At 28.9% G+C, this 17,459-nt stretch carries 17 protein-coding genes; 8 read left to right on the top strand and 9 right to left on the bottom strand.

The features are described 5' to 3' along the window. Window positions 1–71 precede the first annotated feature (71 nt). From ACTT9X_RS06415 to ACTT9X_RS06390, 6 genes are all read right to left on the bottom strand, one after another. A complete protein-coding gene (locus ACTT9X_RS06415; protein ID WP_440934808.1) occupies window positions 72–1,001 on the bottom strand; it encodes an adenosine kinase in 930 nt (309 codons plus the stop codon). Window position 1,002: 1 nt separating this feature from the next. Then, a complete protein-coding gene (gene nth / locus ACTT9X_RS06410) occupies window positions 1,003–1,656 on the bottom strand; it encodes an endonuclease III (protein ID WP_440934807.1) in 654 nt (217 codons plus the stop codon). Then, entirely contained in the window at window positions 1,656–2,432 is a 777-nt protein-coding gene (dapB, locus tag ACTT9X_RS06405; protein ID WP_440934806.1) for a 4-hydroxy-tetrahydrodipicolinate reductase, read from the bottom strand. Before dapB ends, nth begins: the two co-directional genes overlap by 1 nt. A 36-nt stretch (window positions 2,433–2,468) precedes the next feature. Continuing rightward, window positions 2,469–3,596 carry a molecular chaperone DnaJ gene (dnaJ, locus tag ACTT9X_RS06400; protein WP_440934805.1) on the bottom strand — a complete coding sequence of 376 codons (1,128 nt, stop codon included), beginning with the start codon at window positions 3,594–3,596 and terminating at the stop codon, window positions 2,469–2,471. 29 nt (window positions 3,597–3,625) lie between these two features. Beyond that, window positions 3,626–5,551, bottom strand: coding sequence for a molecular chaperone DnaK (gene dnaK, locus ACTT9X_RS06395; protein ID WP_440934804.1), 1,926 nt, complete (start codon window positions 5,549–5,551; stop codon window positions 3,626–3,628). 62 nt (window positions 5,552–5,613) lie between these two features. Beyond that, window positions 5,614–6,267 (bottom strand): nucleotide exchange factor GrpE, encoded by a 654-nt coding sequence (locus tag ACTT9X_RS06390; protein ID WP_440934803.1) that lies wholly within the window; start codon window positions 6,265–6,267, stop codon window positions 5,614–5,616. A gap of 36 nt (window positions 6,268–6,303) precedes the next feature. Here ACTT9X_RS06390 and rdgB point away from each other — a divergent pair, with 36 nt between their 5' ends. Beyond that, entirely contained in the window at window positions 6,304–6,906 is a 603-nt protein-coding gene (gene rdgB, locus ACTT9X_RS06385) for an RdgB/HAM1 family non-canonical purine NTP pyrophosphatase (protein WP_440934802.1), read from the top strand. Here rdgB and ACTT9X_RS06380 read toward each other — a convergent pair. After that, a complete protein-coding gene (locus ACTT9X_RS06380) occupies window positions 6,890–8,044 on the bottom strand; it encodes an ABC transporter substrate-binding protein (protein ID WP_440934801.1) in 1,155 nt (384 codons plus the stop codon). The genes rdgB and ACTT9X_RS06380 overlap by 17 nt on opposite strands. Before the next feature lie 34 nt (window positions 8,045–8,078). On the opposite strand from ACTT9X_RS06380, the gene rsmI reads away from it, so the two are divergent. Continuing rightward, window positions 8,079–8,942 (top strand): 16S rRNA (cytidine(1402)-2'-O)-methyltransferase, encoded by an 864-nt coding sequence (rsmI, locus tag ACTT9X_RS06375; RefSeq protein WP_440934800.1) that lies wholly within the window; start codon window positions 8,079–8,081, stop codon window positions 8,940–8,942. Next, window positions 8,932–9,525, top strand: coding sequence for a BON domain-containing protein (locus tag ACTT9X_RS06370; RefSeq protein WP_440934799.1), 594 nt, complete (start codon window positions 8,932–8,934; stop codon window positions 9,523–9,525). The genes rsmI and ACTT9X_RS06370 overlap by 11 nt, the downstream gene beginning before the upstream one ends. Here ACTT9X_RS06370 and ACTT9X_RS06365 read toward each other — a convergent pair whose 3' ends face one another. Beyond that, complete coding sequence (locus ACTT9X_RS06365) at window positions 9,526–11,811, bottom strand: NADP-dependent malic enzyme (protein WP_440934798.1); 2,286 nt, start codon at window positions 11,809–11,811, stop codon at window positions 9,526–9,528. A gap of 52 nt (window positions 11,812–11,863) precedes the next feature. Between ACTT9X_RS06365 and murJ the strand changes: the two genes are divergently transcribed. The 4 genes from murJ to ACTT9X_RS06345 are packed head-to-tail and all read left to right on the top strand — an operon-like array spanning window position 11,864 to window position 16,065. Continuing rightward, window positions 11,864–13,393 (top strand): murein biosynthesis integral membrane protein MurJ, encoded by a 1,530-nt coding sequence (gene murJ / locus ACTT9X_RS06360; RefSeq protein WP_440934797.1) that lies wholly within the window; start codon window positions 11,864–11,866, stop codon window positions 13,391–13,393. Window positions 13,394–13,397: 4 nt separating this feature from the next. Next, entirely contained in the window at window positions 13,398–14,399 is a 1,002-nt protein-coding gene (gene trpS / locus ACTT9X_RS06355) for a tryptophan--tRNA ligase (protein ID WP_440934796.1), read from the top strand. A gap of 52 nt (window positions 14,400–14,451) precedes the next feature. After that, window positions 14,452–14,994: a NifU family protein gene (locus ACTT9X_RS06350; RefSeq protein WP_440934795.1), complete on the top strand. Its 543-nt coding sequence runs from the start codon at window positions 14,452–14,454 to the stop codon at window positions 14,992–14,994. Window positions 14,995–15,000: 6 nt separating this feature from the next. Further along, window positions 15,001–16,065, top strand: a complete 1,065-nt coding sequence (locus tag ACTT9X_RS06345; RefSeq protein WP_440934794.1) for a glucosaminidase domain-containing protein — start codon at window positions 15,001–15,003, stop codon at window positions 16,063–16,065. Here ACTT9X_RS06345 and ACTT9X_RS06340 read toward each other — a convergent pair. Further along, entirely contained in the window at window positions 16,062–17,123 is a 1,062-nt protein-coding gene (locus tag ACTT9X_RS06340; protein ID WP_440934793.1) for a polysaccharide deacetylase family protein, read from the bottom strand. The two genes, ACTT9X_RS06345 and ACTT9X_RS06340, sit on opposite strands and share 4 nt — an antisense overlap. On the opposite strand from ACTT9X_RS06340, the gene ACTT9X_RS06335 reads away from it, so the two are divergent. Beyond that, window positions 17,116–17,457 (top strand): peptidase M22, encoded by a 342-nt coding sequence (locus tag ACTT9X_RS06335; RefSeq protein WP_440934792.1) that lies wholly within the window; start codon window positions 17,116–17,118, stop codon window positions 17,455–17,457. The genes ACTT9X_RS06340 and ACTT9X_RS06335 overlap by 8 nt on opposite strands. Window positions 17,458–17,459 lie beyond the last annotated feature (2 nt).

Below are 17,459 nucleotides of genomic sequence, written 5' to 3'. Positions count from 1 at the left end.
AAAAAGTACAAGCCAAAAATAGTTAAGCCCAAAAAAGGAAAGGGAAGTTTTAAACGAAAGAAAACTTAATTTTAGAGCCTTGCTCCAATTTGTTGGATTACCTTTGATGACATTTCTGTTCCTTTCTCAAGACATTTTTTTGTAGATAATTTATTTATGTACCCATGCAAATATCCAGCTGCAAAGAGATCGCCAGCACCTGTAAGGTCTATAATTTTAAGATTTTTTTGAATATTACTTTCAATAACTTCATCTCCATTAATTGCTACAGCTCCTTTCTCACCTCTAGTTACAACCACTAATTTATTAAGTTGTTTTGAAAAGTTTATGACTTCTTCAAAATTTTTAGCTTCAATTAATGAACTCATCTCTTGCTCGTTTGCAAAAGTTATATCTAGTTTGTTTTTAACTAAGTTTAAAAAATGAGGTTTGTGTCTATCTACACAAAATATATCAGAAAGAGACATAGCAACCTTTTTTGCATTGCTCATAGCCTTATCAAAGGCTTTCTTAGGTTCTCCCTCATCCCATAAGTACCCTTCCAAAAATATTATTTCACTATTTTTCACTACACTAGAATTAACATCGTTTTCGTTAATTTTTCCTGCAGTTCCTAAGAAAGTACACATTGTTCTTTCTGAGTCTGGAGTTACTAATATTAGACATGTTCCTGTCGGCAATTCTTCTTTCTTCTTAGAATAAAAGTACTCTACATTTTCTTTTTTCAATCCCTCTTCATAATTGGCACCAAATTCGTCATCAGAAACTTTACCTATGAAACCAACTTGATCACCAAGTTGGGATATACCAACAATAGAATTCGCAACAGATCCCCCAGAGACTGTTTTTTCAATTTTGATATTTTTTAGTAAATTTTTGAATTCATTTTCATCAAAAAATAATTTCATTGTACTCTTTGTAAGATTATTTTCGATAATAAAACTATCGTCAACTTTGCAAATAACATCTATAATTGCGTTTCCTATTCCTAAAATTTTCATATTAAGCTTTTTTGGTAATAACAGGTTTTTTTCTATTTGGGTAGCAAGTAGTACATATTTTGCAACTTAAACCATAACAATCTCTAGCTTTACAATATTCTCTACCATAAAAAATTATTTGCAAATGAAGCTTTGACCAGGTTTTTTTAGGAAATATTCTTTTTAAATCTTTTTCAGTTTGAATTACATTTTTCCCATTCGTTAAACCCCATCGTTGTGCAAGTCTATGAATATGAGTATCAACCGCAAAAGCTGGATATCCAAAGCCTTGAGACATTACTACGCTTGCTGTTTTGTGTCCTACACCAGGTAATTTTTCAAGTTCTTCAAAGGTTTTAGGTACTTTGCCCTTATGTTTTTCTAACACTTGTTTTGACATTAAATAAATACTTTTGGCTTTAATTCTAAAAATACCAATTTTCTTTATTAATTTTTCAATTTTTTTTCTTCCTAATCTCACAAAGTGTTCTGGTTTATAGTATTTAGGATAGATATCTTTTGTTACATTATTTACATTTACATCAGTACATTGTGCTGAAAGTAGTACAGAAATTAATAGTGTGAAAGTATTTTTACTTTTAAGTGGAACAGGTGCTTTGGGATAAATTTTATTTAGGGTTTTAACAATTATTTTTGCTTTCTGTTTTTCATTCATTACGAAAAATCAAGCAAATCTCTCATAGAATATAAACCTGGCTTTTTTTTCATCAACCATTTAGAAGCAGTCAAAGCCCCATCTGAGTAAAGTGCTCTATCAAAAGCCTCATGGTTTAATGTAATTATTTCTTTTCCACTTGAGAATTTAACTTCATGTTCACCAATAATTTCACCTTTTCTAATTGAGTTAAAATTAATTTTTTTTCCATAAGGAAAAGTTTTTTTATTTAAAAATTTTTTACCAATTAAACTATATAGATTTTGATTTTTTCCATCAGCTATTCCTTTACCAAGCATTAACGCGGTACCGGACGGATAATCTTTTTTATGTTTATGGTGTACTTCAAATATCTTACTCAAGTATTCATCATTCAATGATTTTGAGGCAATCTCAGTTAAATACATTAATAAATTTACTCCTAAACTCATGTTTCCAGCTTTTAAAATAGGTATTTTTTTTGAATATTTTTTAATTTGATTTTCTTGGTTTCTAGTAAAACCTGTAGTACCAATTACTACTTTTTTCTTTAGTTTTGATGCTATTTTAAGAATTTCAAGAGTACAATTTGGTACAGTAAAATCAATAATAACATCAGTTTTTTTAAAAGCTTTTTCGGAATTTAATTCAGGTTTAACTCCATTAAATTTTTTATTAATTAATCTATTTTCTGTAAGTGTAACTAATTTAAAGTTTTTATTTTTCTTTGAAGACTTGATTAATTGTTGGCCCATCCTGCCTATGCAACCAGAAATAGCTAAATTAATTTTTTTCATTTAGCTAATCTTAACCTTTTTTAGAAGATTAGTCTTTTAGTTTTTCCAGAAATCTTTTGCCCTCTGAAAAAATTTTTTAATACTTGGATTTGACTTATCGTTTTCAATTTCTCTAAATTGCTCTAGTAATTCTTTTTGTTTTTTATTTAAATATACAGGAACCTCTGTTTTAACTTGAACATATAAATCTCCAAAGTCCCCTCTTCTCATAAACGGCATTCCTTTACCCTTTAATCTGAATTGTTTTCCATTTTGAGTACCATCAGGAATTTTTATTTTTGCTTTACCCCCGTCAATAGTTGGTATTTCAATGGTTGTTCCCAAAGCAGCGTCTGCAAAAGAAATTGGAAATTCAAAAAATAAATTTTCGTCTGATCTTTTAAATAAGTTATGTGAATTAACATTAATAAACAAATAAAGATCTCCTGTTGCTCCACCTCGAGTTCCGGCTTCACCTTTTCCTGCAAGTCTAATTCTGGTTCCATCATCAACACCTTTTGGAATGGTTACAGAAATTTTCTTTGATGCTTGTTTTTTACCCTGGCCATTACAATCATTACATGGGTTTGTTATTTCTTCACCATTTCCATTACATTGAGGACAAGTTTGTTGTACAGTAAAGAAACCTTGATTGGATCTTATTCTACCATTACCACCGCAATATGAGCACCTGTCAGGAGAATAGCCTGGTTTAGATCCATTTCCTCTGCATGTACCACACTGTTCTGTTGTTGAAAATTTAATGTCTTGTTTTTTCCCATGGTAAGCTTCTTCTAATGAAATAGATAAATCGTATCTTAGGTCAGAACCTCTATTATTTGATTTTCTATTTCTTGATCTTCCACCTCCACCAAAATCTCCAAAAAAATCTTCAAAAATATCTGAAAAGTCTGCTCCACTAAAACCACCAAAACCTCCACCTCGTCCACCACCACCATTTTCAAAAGCTGCATGACCAAAGTTATCGTAGTTTTGCTTTTTCTCTTTGTCTGAAAGTATTCCGTAAGCCTCACTAGCCTCTTTGAATTTTTCTTCTGCTTTTGAGTCTCCAGGATTTTTATCAGGATGATACTTAACAGCTAACTTTCTATACGCGGATTTTAATTCTTCAGGACTTGCGCTTTTATTTACGCCCAGGACATCATAATAGTCTCTTTTAGCCATCAAATTACCCCAGACAATTAGATGTCAGTTTAAGCGCTTTTTTCTTTATTCTCGTCTTTTACTTCTTCGAAATCAGCATCGACAACATTCTCGTCTTTTTTTCCTGCATCATCTCCACCATCATCCTTTCCAGACTCTGGTTTTGCAGTTTGTTGTGATTTATAGATTGCTTCTCCAAGTTTCATTGAAGCTTGAACTAAAGCTTCAGTTTTCTTCTTGATATCATCAATATCTTCACCTTTTAGAGCTTCTTTTACAGCGCCTGATGCATCTTCAATTGCTTTTTTCTCTGCATCAGAAATCTTCGCTCCATGCTCTTTTAAATTCTTTTCAGTAGAGTGAATTAGAGTATCTGCTTGGTTTCTAACATCAACTGACTCTCTTTTCTTTTTATCAGCTTCTTTATTAGCTTCAGCATCTTTAACCATTTTTTCAATTTCTTCATCACTAAGTCCACCTGAAGCTTGGATTTGAATTTTTTGTTCTTTACCAGTTCCCTTATCTTTTGCTGAAACATTTACGATACCATTAGCATCAATATCAAATGTAACTTCAATTTGAGGCACTCCTCTCGGTGCTGGTGCAATACCTACTAATTCAAAATTTCCTAAAGCTTTATTGTCAGCAGCCATTTCTCTTTCACCTTGTAGAACTCTAATAGATACAGCTGGCTGATTATCTTCTGCAGTTGAAAACACCTGACTTTTTTTAGTTGGTATTGTTGTGTTTTTATCAATCAGTTTTGTAGAAACTCCACCAAGTGTTTCGATACCAAGTGATAGTGGAGTTACATCTAATAAAAGTACATCTTTAACATCACCTTGTAAAACTCCTGCCTGAATAGCAGCACCCATTGCAACTACTTCATCTGGGTTTACACTTTTGTTAGGATCTTTTCCAAAAAAGTTTTTTACTTCCTCGATTACTTTCGGCATTCTTGTCATACCACCAACCATAACAACTTCATCAATTTCACTAGCAGTTATTCCCGCATCTTTTAATGCAGTCTTACATGGAGGCATCGTTCTAGCAATTAAATCCTCAACTAAAGCTTCAAGTTTTGCCCTAGTCATCTTCAAATTAATATGTTTTGGACCTGTTTTATCTGCTGTAATGAATGGTAAATTTATATCGGTTTGTTCAGCAGAAGATAATTCTATTTTTGCTTTTTCTGCAGCTTCTTTTAATCTTTGTAAAGCAAGCTTATCTGATTTCAGATCAATTCCATTATCTTTCTTAAACTCAGAAACTAAGTAATCAACAACAGCATTATCAAAATCTTCACCACCTAAGAAAGTATCACCATTAGTTGATTTAACTTCAAATACACCATCACCTAATTCTAGGATAGAAACATCAAATGTTCCTCCACCTAAATCATATACGGCAATTTTTTTATTTTGTTTTTTATCTAAACCATACGCAAGTGATGCTGCGGTTGGTTCATTAATAATTCTTAAAACTTCTAACCCAGCAATTTTTCCAGCATCTTTAGTAGCTTGTCTTTGTGCATCGTTAAAGTACGCTGGGACTGTAATCACAGCTTTAGTTACAGCCTGACCTAAATATTTTTCTGCTGTTTCTTTCATTTTTTGTAAAATGAACGCTGATATTTGAGAAGGTGAATATTTCTCACCTTTAGCCTCAATCCAAGCATCACCTTTTTCAGAATTAACTATTTTAAAAGGTGCAGCTTCCACATCTTTTTTTACTGTTGGGTCATCAAAATTTCTTCCAATTAATCTTTTAACTGCAAAGATAGTGTTCTCTGGATTTGTAACAGCTTGTCTTTTTGCTGGTTGTCCGATTAATTTTTCGTTCTCATCTGTAAATGCTACAACAGATGGAGTAGTTCTTGCACCTTCAGCATTTTCTAAAACCTTAGCCTGTGTTCCTTCCATAATGGCAACACACGAATTTGTTGTTCCTAAGTCTATTCCAATAATTTTACTCATAATTTAATGTCTCTCTTTCGTCATATAGGGTTTAAATGTGAAACTACAAGTTGATCTCATAATTATTTATTTTCCTGATTTTCCTGATTTTCCTTAGTTTTTTCTTCTTTTATTGTAACTTTTTTTGACACCCCAACTAATGAGGGTCTAAGCAATCTGTCTTTTATAGTAAAGCCTTTTTGAATTTCCTGAATTATTGTTCCAGGTTCTTTCGTATCATCTTCAATTTCTATCATTGCTTGATGAAAGTTTGGATCTAGTTTTTTGTTAAGGCTTTCAATTGATTTAATATTATTCTTTTCGAATATTGAAATTAAATCTTTTTTAATAATGTCTAAATGTTCTAGTGTCTTCTTTAATGCCTCAGTTTCTTTTAACTTATCGTCACTTTCAAGAACATGTTTTGACCGATCCAAGTTATCAATCAAACTTAATGCTTCTTTAGCAAAACTATAACCACCATATTCAAAAGCATCCTCCTTTTCTTTTTCAAACCTTCTTCTTTGATTTTCCATTTCAGCGAAAGTTCTTGCTACTTTATCTTCAAGTTCAGCAATTTTTTCCTCTGGAGTTTGCTCTTTAATCTCTTCTTGGGGCTCTTGGTCTTTATCTTGCTTATTTTCTTCGACTAAATTTTCTTCAGGTTTCCCATTTTCTTTTGTTGCATCCTGGTTTTGATCCACAGAAGTACTATTTTGGTTTTCTTCTTTTTCCATAGTCTCTTATATGGTAAGGATTTTAGTAATTTCCAGATGTCTGAACAAAAAATTGATAAATTACTTATTGGCACTAATAACAAGGGTAAATTACGTGAAATTAAGAGTTTGTTGCCAAAGGATATCAAAATTTACTCTACTTCTGTATTTAATCTTAGTAGCCCAACTGAAAATGGCAAGACATTTAAGGAAAACTCATTAATTAAATCTAGATATTTTTCTCAAAAAACAGGATTAATTTGTCTGGCTGATGACTCTGGTTTAGAAATAGATTTTTTAGACAAAAGTCCTGGAATTTACTCTGCAAGGTGGGGTGGAAAGCATGGAGATTTTAATAAAGCTATAAGAAAAGTTTACAGAGAGCTAAATAAAAAAGATAAAAATTGGAAAGATAAAAAAATTAAAGCGAGATTTATTTGTGCTTTGTCTATTTCATATTTAAATAAAAAGATTGCTTGCGTATTGGGAAAAGTAGAGGGCTATATTTCAAATGAACCAAGAGGCAAGAATGGATTTGGCTATGATCCAATTTTTATTCCTTTAAAAAAAAGAAAGACTTTTGGAGAAATGAAACCATCTCAAAAATATAAGATGGATCATAGATACCAAGCTTTTAAAAAAATTAAAAAATTTCTATAAGTTTTTGATCCTCAATTTTATAAAAATTAAGTCTATGATTTATTTTGTTATTTTTTATATCAAAAATTCCTATTTTTCCTTTGAAAGAGCTTTTTCTTTTAAAAATTTTATTTAGGTTTTCTGCTTTTGAGTTCGTAGATAAATAATAAACCAATCCAACAAGATCATAACTTAATAGAGACAAGTGAGTAGGGTCTTCATTAAATGCGTTAAAGTATTTGATTTTGTAGCTATCAAAATTTTGTTTATTTATTGATGGATAATATAACGGCTGTATATTAGTTTCGTTAAATAAACTTTCATCAAACCATTGATTTAAAGTTATAAAATATTTATTTTTTGGAAGTACATCAGTATATAAAAGTGATGTAGACACACTTTTCAGACTTTCATCAAAATCTGCAATTACAACAGCATCAAAGTTTAAACCACCTAGAGTGTATCTTTTCTCAAGACTTTTTATTTTTTTTTCTTTATTAGGTTCATTAGAGTTTTTTATTCTCCTTATTTCATCTTCTAAATTTTGTTTTCTAATTTTATAATTTGTAATTTCTTCTATTTGTTTTGTTAGTTTTGTGGGTTCTGTATTATATTCATAATCTTTATAAATTTTAATTTTTGAATTTTTCATTCCTTTTTTAATCTCAAATTCATAATCTTGAATTGGTGTTAAAAAAATAGTTTTTTTTATTTGATTAGTTTCTAAAAATTTTTTTATCGTATTAAATTGTGATGTAGAATTAATTCCAGCTGAAATTACATTTTTTGGAAGATCTAAAGTTTTATTTGTTAATGATAAAAAAGTTAAATCTTTCATTTCATCTAAATAAGTTAAACTTTCATGGAAAATGGGACCTATAACAATTTTTATACCCATTTCACTTAATTCAAATGCTGATTTTAAAGTTTGATTAGCTTTAGTTGCCGTGTCTTTTGGATAGATTTCTATAAGATTATTATTAATATCCTTGACCGCTAATCCAACTGCTTTAATTATCGACTCTCCAATCTCCTTATTTTCTCCTGTCATAGGTACTAATAATCCTATTTTAATTTTTTCTGTAGCATTAACATTTGAAAAAGACAGAAAGTAAAAACTTAAAATAATAAAATAAATAATTTTAATTAATTTGATCATTTTGATGCTAGTATAATATTTTTTAAGCTAAATTATGATCATAAAACCACAATTTAAATTAAAAGAGTACGAAAATGGTCTTTATTTGGTATCAACTCCTTTAGGAAATCTAAAAGATATAACTTTAAGAGCAATTGAAGTTTTGCAGCAGTCTCATTATATTTTATGTGAAGATACTCGTGTTTCAAAAAACCTTTTAGATAAATATCAAATAAAATCAAAATTAATTTCAAATCATAAATTTAATGAAAAAAAAAATGTAGTAAAAATTATTGAGTATCTAAAATCTGGAAAAATAATTTCTTTGATATCAGATGCTGGGACGCCTAGCATTTCTGATCCTGGTTCAATTTTAGTTAACGAGTGTATTAATAACGAGATTAAAATATTTCCCATTCCCGGACCTTCAGCAGTTGCCGCAGCCGTTTCAATAAGTGGTTTTTCAGATACATTTTTGTTTTGTGGTTTTTTCCCAGATAAAAAACAGCAATTATCTAATGAATTAAAAAAATTTTCAAAATTTGAAAATTCTTTAGTTTTTTTTATTTCTCCAAAAAAAATTAATAAAATTATACCAGAAATAAAAAAAAATTTTCCAGGAAGAAAGATAGTTTTTTGTAGAGAAATAACAAAAATATATGAGGAATTTATTAGAAAAAACGTTGATGAATTAGAATTATTTGAAAAAGAACCAAAAGGTGAGCTAACAGTTGTTATTTCTGAAAAAAAAATAAATAAAAATTTATCTGAAAAATTAACTGAATCAGATATTAATATAATTAAAAAAATGATTAATAAATTATCTACAAAAGAAATTACAGAAATTTTAAGTTTGAGTACTAACGTGCCTAAAAAAGAAATATATAATTATTGTTTAGAATTAAAAAATGAAAAATAAATTACTAATTTTTATATTCGTAAGCTTTATTTTAATTGGATGTGCTGGAGTTGGTTCCAAAGGTCTTTTTGGAACTGGTGTTTCAGTTGCTTTAGACCCTAGATCAGTTGGTACACAAATAGATGACTCCATTATGCAAAAAAGCATAAGTGCTAAAATTTTAGCAAAAGATAGTAAATATCTTTTATCTGTAAAGACTAAAGTTTTAGATGGGAGAATTTTTGTTACTGGAAAAGTAGATAGCCCGGATGAAAAATTAATGATTACGAAATTAGCGTGGGAAACTAAGGGTGCTAGATCTGTTAGAAATGATATTAAAATTAAAGAAGAGTTTAATTTTAAACAATCTGCAAAAGACTTACTTATTACCTCCCAATTAAGAACAGCATTAATTGTAAATAAAAATATAAAAGCAACTAATTATCAAATAGATACTTACAAGAAGAAAATTTATATTTATGGAATTGCTCTAACTTCTGAAGAAAAAGATTTGGTAATAAGCGAGGCTAAAGAAATTCTTGATGTGGAAGATGTAATTGCCAGTATTATACTTTTAGAAGACTTAAGAGTTCAACGAGAATAATTATTTTTTATAATCAATAACTTCAGAGGAATAAGCTGCAATTGATGCTAAATTAATTATTTCAGATGTAGAGGTTCTAAGAGGTGCAATTTCTATTGGAAGGCCAAGTCCTATAAGTAAAGGACCAATAACTTTTGTGTCACCAAAAGTTTTCATTAACTTGTATGATATTGCTGCACTATGTTGTCCAGGCATTATTAAAATATTTGCCTTACCAACAATTTTTGCAAAAGGGTAAAGTTCCTTGTATTCTGAATTAAGAGCAACATCTGGCTGCATATCCCCATCAAATTCAAAATCTACTTTTTTTTCTTTGAGTATTTCAACTGCATTACGAATATGTTTTGTTCTGCTAGTAAGAGGTTGTCCAAACGTGGAATGAGATACAAAAGCAACTTTTGGCTCAAATCCAAAAAGCCTTACTACTCTTGCGGTGGATATTGCTATTTCAGCCATTTGTTCAGATGTTGGGTATTCATGAACGCTTGTATCGCCGACAAAAATAGTTCTTCCTTTATGAACTATCATGTTTAATCCAAACATAATTTCCCCTTTTCTCACATCTACAACTTGCTTAATTTTTTCTAAAGAAGCTCCAAATCTTCTAGTGTTTCCAGTAACTGCTCCGTCGGCATCACCACATGCTACCATGCTTGTAGCCCATACAACTCTGTCGTTTCTGATCATTCTATCACAATCTCTCTCCAATAACCCCTGTTCTCTTTGTAATTTTTCAAACAAATGCTTTACGTATTTTTTTCTTTTTTCTTCATCTTTTGAGTTAACAATTTCAATGTCAAAATTTCCACTGTAACCAATATTTTTTATTTGTTCTTTAATTCTACTTTCTTTTCCAACTAAAATTGGAATACCTAGTTTTGAGTTTTTGAACGCTATTGCTGCTTTTAAATTATTTTCATCTTCACCATCTGCGAACACAATTCTTTTCTGATTTTTTTTAATAAAGGAATTTATACCCTGCATTATGGTTACTGTTGGGTCCAGTCTTTGTTTTAGTTGATCTTTGTAAAGTTCGAAATCATCTATTTTTTTTCTAGCTGCCCCACTATCTATAGCTGCTTTTGCTACAGCAGCTGGTATTACACTAATCAATCTTGGATCAAATGTGGATGGAATTATATAATCTTTTCCATAGCGAGGTCTTTCACCGCCCATGGCTGCTACAACTTCATCAGGAACATCTTCTCTTGCTAACTTAGCTATTGCATTAGCTGCAGCAACTTTCATTTCTTCGTTTATAGTTTTGGATCTAACATCTAAAGCTCCTCTAAAGATATAAGGAAATCCAATTAAATTGTTTACTTGATTGGGGTAATCTGATCTCCCAGTCGCAATAATTGCATCATTTCTAACTTCATTAATTTCCTCTGGGGTAATTTCTGGATCAGGATTAGCGCAAGCAAATATAATTGGATTTTTTGCCATAGATTTAACCATATCTTTTTTTAGAACACCTTTTGCAGATAAACCTAAAAAAACATCTGCACCCTTTATAGCATCTGCTAAAGTTCTATGTTTAGTTTTGACTAAATATCTAGATTTCCATTGATCAATTCCCTCAGATCTTCCCTCATAAATAACACCTTTTCTGTCTAGCATAATTATATTTTCAGATTTTACTCCTGAGTTTTTAAATAGCTCAGTGCAAGCTTGTGCTGAAGCTCCAGCACCATTAACTACAACTTTAATTTTTTTTAATGATTTACCACAAATATCTAAGGCATTAATTAATGCTGCGGTTGTTATAATTGCTGTCCCATGTTGATCATCATGAAAAACTGGAATGTCCAAAATTTCTTTTAATTTCTGTTCTATTACAAAACAATCAGGAGCCGCTATATCTTCTAAATTTATTCCACCAAAGCTAGGTGCAAAATTTTTAATTGAATTTATAATTTCGTCTGAATCTTTACAATCAATCTCTAAATCAATCGAATCAATATCTGCAAATCTTTTAAATAATACGGCCTTTCCTTCCATCACAGGCTTTGATGCAAGGGCACCTAAATTTCCCATTCCTAATATTGCTGAACCATTACTAATCACAGCAACAAGGTTTCCTTTACTTGTGTAATCATAAGCTGCTTCTGGGTTTTCACTTATCTTTTTTACTGGAGCAGCAACTCCTGGAGAATATGCTAAAGCGAGATCACGCTTAGTTGTCATATTTTTTGAAGAAATAATCTCAATCTTGCCAGGTTTTTTGTCTTTATGAAAATCTAAAGCTTCTTTATCTGTGTAATGATCAATTTTTGTTTTTTTCATTTCTGATAACAATAAATGTACAATTGGGGTAAAATTAAGACTAATATGATTTATGAACTTACTTAAGTCAACAGGCACATTTGGTTTTTATACTATCATTAGTAGATTGCTTGGTTATTTAAGAGATATTTTAATAGCAATTTTTCTAGGCACAGGAATGTTAGCTGACGCATTTTTTGTAGCATTTAGAATCCCTAATACTTTTAGAAGATTGTTTGCTGAAGGCACCTTTAATGCAGCATTTGTTCCAAGTTATTCATCAGAAATAAACAAGGGAAAAAAACAATCAAACAAATTTGCTAACGATATTTTTAATCTCCTTTTTTTAGGGTTGTTATTTTTAACAATAATAATTGAAATTTTCATGCCAGCATTTGTTTCTATTATTGCCCCAGGATTTGTGGGTGATTTAAAAAAAATGGATGTAGCAATTAATTTAACAAGAATTACTTTTCCTTTTTTATTTTTTATATGTTTAGCCTCATTTTTTTCCGCAATCTTAAATTCACATAATAAATTTGCAGCTGCTGCAGCAGCACCAATAATATTGAATATTGTTTTAATTTTAGTATTAATTTTTTCAAAAAATCTAGGTGATCAGTTGGTATATTATTTATCTTATGGGGTTTCTCTAGCTGGTTTTTTACAATTAATATTTTTATATAAATATGTATCAAAATATTACTCACTTAAATTTAGTCTTGAATTAAAAGTAAGTAAAAAAGTTAAATTTTTTTTTAAAAAACTTTTACCAAGTATTTTTTCATCAGGTGTCACGCAAATTAATATTTTAATTGGGACAATAATTGCATCATTTCAAGCAAGTGCAGTTTCTTACTTATATTATGCTGATAGAATTTATCAAATTAACCTAGCTATAGCTGGTATCGCAATTGGAGTTGTAATTCTTCCACAGCTTTCAAAGCATATTCAATCTAAGAAAAAAAATAAGATTTTGCTTATACAAAATAAAGCTCTTGAATTAAGTTTATTCTTAAGTCTTCCAGCAACTATCGCTTTAATCATAGGATCAGAACAAATTATTTCAGCTTTATTTGGTTATGGGTCTTTCAATGAAAATTCTGTGAGCAACTCAAGCTTAGCTTTATATTATTTTGCTTTAGGTCTGCCTGCTTTTGCATTGATAAAAGTTTTTTCAAGTTTTTTCTTTGCAAACCATGATACCACAACTCCATTTTACATTTCTTTGATCTCAGTATTGGTTAACATTTTTATCAGTTTATATTTTTTTAATGAAATTGGTTTTATAATAATTCCAATAGCCACATCTATTTCATCTTGGTTTAATTCAATATTATTATTTTTATTTTTAAAAAATCAAAAATTATTTTATTTTAATCAAATATTTTTTGTCAAATTTATTAAAATAATTTTTGCATCAATTATGATGGGTTTATTTTTTAATTTTATATTAAATTATTTCCAAAACGAATTAGCATTTAATCAATCAATTAAATCTTTTTATTTAGTTTTATCTGTTATATTGGGATTATTGTTTTATTTAATTGTGTGTTATTTCATCAAAGCTTTTCAAATGAATGATATTAAATTAAAGTATTGATTTTATGGGTAAAAAAATATTCTCTGGTGTTCAGCCTACAGGTAATCTTCATCTTGGAAATTATTTAGGTGCCATAAAAAATTTTGTAGACTTAAATAACGATAAAGATAATAAATGTATTTTTTGTGTAGTTGATCTACATGCCATTACAGTAAGGCAAGATCCTAAAGAATTAAAAAATAATATACGGGAAACTGTTGCAACTTTTGTAGCAAGCGGAATAGATGCAAAAAAAAGTGTAATTTTTAATCAATCTAGTGTGGCTGCTCATGCGGAAGGAGCATGGATATTAAGCTGTGTTGCTAGAATGGGCTGGTTAAATAGGATGACTCAATTTAAGGAGAAAGCAGGTAAAGACAAAGAAAAGGCCAGCATTGGTTTATATTCTTATCCAGTTTTAATGGCTGCTGATATTCTTCTATATGATGCTACTCATGTTCCAGTAGGTGATGATCAAAAGCAACATTTGGAGCTATGTAGAGATATAGCTCAAAAATTTAATAACGATTTTGAAGTAGAAAATTTTCTTCAAGTTCCTGAACCTTTAATTCAAAAAGAATTTTCAAGAATAATGAGTTTAAAAGATGGTTCAAAAAAAATGAGTAAATCAGAGTTATCAGATTTAAGTAGGATAAATTTAACAGATAACAAAGATCAAATAATAAACAAAATCAAAAAGGCGAAAACTGATCCTTTGCCTATGCCACAAGATATAGAGGAACTTGATAAAAGATTAGAAGCGAAAAATCTTTTAGGAATATATTCAAGTTTAACTAATTCTAAATTAGAAAACACAGTAAAAAATTTTGCAGGTAAAAACTTTTCAGAATTTAAAGAACAATTAGCTGAAGAACTTGTGAATAAAATTGAACCTATTTCTAATGATATAAAAAAACTTTTAGGAGATAAAAGTTATTTGGATAAAATTCTTCTAGATGGAGTTGAAAAAGCTAATTTGATTGCATCTAAAAAGATTGAAAGAATTAAAGAAATAGTGGGTTTTTAAAAAAAATTTATTATCAAGTTTTATTTTTTAAAATATTAACTATATATAATTCATGTTCGTTCAAACAGAAGTAACACCAAATCCAAATTCCTTGAAATTTCTTCCTGGAAAGAAAGTTTCAAATAGTGGCCCATATGAAATTACAAACAAAGAAGATGTAAAAAATGAATTGGTGAGAAATATTTTGTCAATTAATGGTGTAGAGGGTATATTTTTAGGTCAAGATTTCATTTCAGTAAATAAGAATGAAAAGATTAAGTGGGAGGAAATTAAACATATAGTAATTTCTTTAATAAATGATTTTTACGCGGATGGTAAAGAGTTTGTTATTGACGAAAATATTAAAGATGAAGTTTCAGATTTTAACGAAATTGAGGAAAAAATAGTAAAAATTTTAGAACAAAAAATAAGGCCTGCTGTTGCTAAAGACGGAGGAGATATAAAATTTAAAGAGTTTAAAGATGGAGTTGTAAAGGTACAATTACAAGGAAGTTGTTCAGGTTGTCCTAGTTCAACCATGACTTTAAAACAAGGCGTTCAAAATCTTTTATGTCATTATATACCAGAGGTAAAAGAAGTTGTTGCCATACAATAATTAATTATGAGAAAATTAAAAAAATCAGGTTTTCTAAAAAATAAAAGCCTTAACATAGTTTCACGATTTTTTTTAAGTTCTTTTATCGTAATTTCATTCTTTTATGTGGCGCCGATAATTATCAATTTTACAGATAAAAATTTCAATAACAAAGAATACACTAACAATTCAAAAAATATTTTAAATCATACTTTAAATAAAGATAAATTAATTGAGGAAGACTCATCAGCAGATGTTGATGAAATAGATTTATTATATGATATTTTAGAGGATAATAATTCTGAAATTAATCTAGTTAGATACACAACATCTGAGATTGACTCATTATTTAAAGAAGTGAATTATAATTTAAAAGATGTGAGGGATACTAAATTAGTAAAACCAATAGATATCGGTCTTCTACCGAATGAAATTAAAAATATTGGAAACACTAAAAAAAGAAAAGAAATGTTTATAAAGATTATTTTACCTTTAATTGTTAAGGAAAACAATAAGATTAGAATTGACAGAAAAAGATTATTCACAATTTTAAATAAGAATAGCAACACTGATATTGAAAAAAAATGGTTAGAAAAAAAGTATAAACAATATGGTGCAAGAAAAAACGATTTATCTACATTGAAAGTAAGAATGGATGAAATACCAGTTTCACTAGCAATAGCTCAAGCTGCTAAAGAAACTGGATGGGGTACTTCAAGATTTGCTTTAAAGGGGAATGCGTTATTTGGACAATGGACATGGTCAGGAGAAGGATTAAAACCTAAAAATGCTGATGAGGGTAAAGATCATAAGGTTATGAAATTTCATAGTTTGCGGTTGTCTGTTAGAGCATATTTGAGAAATTTGAATACACATTCAACATATAGAAATTTTAGAAAAGCAAGAACAGAACTTAGAAATCAAAATAAACCTTTAGATAGTTTAATTTTATCAAAATATTTAGATAAATATGCTGAAACAGGAAGTCAATACATAGAGGTATTACAAAAAATTATTGAACAGAATAATTTAAAAGATTTTGACGAGGCTAGATTGCTACCATCAAGCAAAGATTTAGAAAGTTTGATTTAATTTTCTTTAATAGGAAATTGCACACCAAACCATCTCCATTTTCCATTATCATTTAGAGAGCAATTAATTCTACCTCTTCTTGGTTTGAACGGTTCTCTAAATTCAATTGTTAGAGAGTTATTGGCAAATCTTGTTTTAGATTTTTCCCAAAGATCTCCCTCATTAGAATAACAATTGATATAAGATAAATTTTTTTGTTCTTTGAAAAATTCAACTTTGAAATTTGGAGGATTAGTGTTTTCGAATAATTGTTTTTCTTCAGGAAGTATTTTTTTATATTCAAGGGGAAAATAATTTATTATCGATTTGAATCTTTTTAACTCTCCATATTTCTCATTAATTGGAAATCTAGGTAATTCAAATTTATCTTTATTTAAATCAATGACTCCAGAATGTTGGCCAAAAGCATATTTGAAATTTTTAGATATGTAATCTTTCATAAACTTAGAGTATTCACCAAATGGATATGAAAATAGACTAGGTACGTAACCAAGTTCTCTTAGAAAAATTTTATTTGCTGTTTCAATATCTAAAATAAAATCGTCATTACTTACATCAATAAGATATTCATGAGTATGAGAATGATGCCCTATATATGCAAAATTATTACTTTCAACTTCTTTAATTTGTTCCCAGGTCATATAGCCTCTTTTTCCTATAGGCTCAGTTGAAACAAATAAAATAAATGGAATTTTATTTTCTTTTAGATATGGCCATGCTTCATTATAAAAAGACTCAAAAGCATCGTCGATAGTTATGAGAATTTCTTTTTTTGATTTTGGTATATTAAATTGTTTATCAAAATTATTTGGATTATGAAAATCAAAGTTTGATTTTCTAATAATATCGATATGTTCTCTAAATATTTCCATTCTAATATTTGTTGAAGGGTATTTGTTTTCATTAAAACGGTGATACATTATTGATAGAATTCCTTCATCATTTGAATAATATTTGATATTATTCTCATCTGATTTAGAACTGATATTAGAAAATAAAATAATTATGAATAAACTGATAATTGATGTAGCCAGCGAAAAAATTTTTTTAATGATCATAACTAATAATGATATTTATAATATTACTAAAGAGAATACTAAAATTAATTACGAAAAATTAACTTTAATTATTAATGATTTTTTAAATTCCCATCAATTAAAGTTAAAAGATATAAATACAATCTACTTAAATAGGGGTCCCGGAAGCTTTGCAGGAATAAGAAATTCTCTATCTATAGTTAAAGCATTTAATTTAACTAATAAAATTGATTACTATTGTTATAGCATTCAAGATTTTAAAGGTGAAAAAGACATAAAATACGAAAATATCCCACATTTGTGCGATAAATTTAATGTTAAAAAAAATTTGATTAACCCTATTTATTTAAGTTAAAA

Source organism: Candidatus Pelagibacter sp., from assembly GCF_052049855.1.
Lineage (GTDB): Bacteria > Pseudomonadota > Alphaproteobacteria > Pelagibacterales > Pelagibacteraceae > Pelagibacter.
This window is presented reverse-complemented; position numbering and strand designations above follow the sequence as displayed.

Coding starts and splice junctions, on each gene's coding strand:
- ACTT9X_RS06370 (WP_440934799.1), top strand. CDS start 8,932: ATGAAAAATAAATTACTAATTTTTATATTCGTAAGCTTTATTTTAATT.
- ACTT9X_RS06390 (WP_440934803.1), bottom strand. CDS start 6,267: ATGGAAAAAGAAGAAAACCAAAATAGTACTTCTGTGGATCAAAACCAG.
- ACTT9X_RS06340 (WP_440934793.1), bottom strand. CDS start 17,123: ATGATCATTAAAAAAATTTTTTCGCTGGCTACATCAATTATCAGTTTA.
- dapB (WP_440934806.1), bottom strand. CDS start 2,432: ATGAAAAAAATTAATTTAGCTATTTCTGGTTGCATAGGCAGGATGGGC.
- dnaJ (WP_440934805.1), bottom strand. CDS start 3,596: ATGGCTAAAAGAGACTATTATGATGTCCTGGGCGTAAATAAAAGCGCA.
- dnaK (WP_440934804.1), bottom strand. CDS start 5,551: ATGAGTAAAATTATTGGAATAGACTTAGGAACAACAAATTCGTGTGTT.
- ACTT9X_RS06415 (WP_440934808.1), bottom strand. CDS start 1,001: ATGAAAATTTTAGGAATAGGAAACGCAATTATAGATGTTATTTGCAAA.
- rdgB (WP_440934802.1), top strand. CDS start 6,304: ATGTCTGAACAAAAAATTGATAAATTACTTATTGGCACTAATAACAAG.
- trpS (WP_440934796.1), top strand. CDS start 13,398: ATGGGTAAAAAAATATTCTCTGGTGTTCAGCCTACAGGTAATCTTCAT.
- ACTT9X_RS06350 (WP_440934795.1), top strand. CDS start 14,452: ATGTTCGTTCAAACAGAAGTAACACCAAATCCAAATTCCTTGAAATTT.
- rsmI (WP_440934800.1), top strand. CDS start 8,079: ATGATCATAAAACCACAATTTAAATTAAAAGAGTACGAAAATGGTCTT.
- ACTT9X_RS06345 (WP_440934794.1), top strand. CDS start 15,001: ATGAGAAAATTAAAAAAATCAGGTTTTCTAAAAAATAAAAGCCTTAAC.
- ACTT9X_RS06380 (WP_440934801.1), bottom strand. CDS start 8,044: ATGATCAAATTAATTAAAATTATTTATTTTATTATTTTAAGTTTTTAC.
- nth (WP_440934807.1), bottom strand. CDS start 1,656: ATGAATGAAAAACAGAAAGCAAAAATAATTGTTAAAACCCTAAATAAA.
- ACTT9X_RS06335 (WP_440934792.1), top strand. CDS start 17,116: ATGATCATAACTAATAATGATATTTATAATATTACTAAAGAGAATACT.
- ACTT9X_RS06365 (WP_440934798.1), bottom strand. CDS start 11,811: ATGAAAAAAACAAAAATTGATCATTACACAGATAAAGAAGCTTTAGAT.
- murJ (WP_440934797.1), top strand. CDS start 11,864: ATGAACTTACTTAAGTCAACAGGCACATTTGGTTTTTATACTATCATT.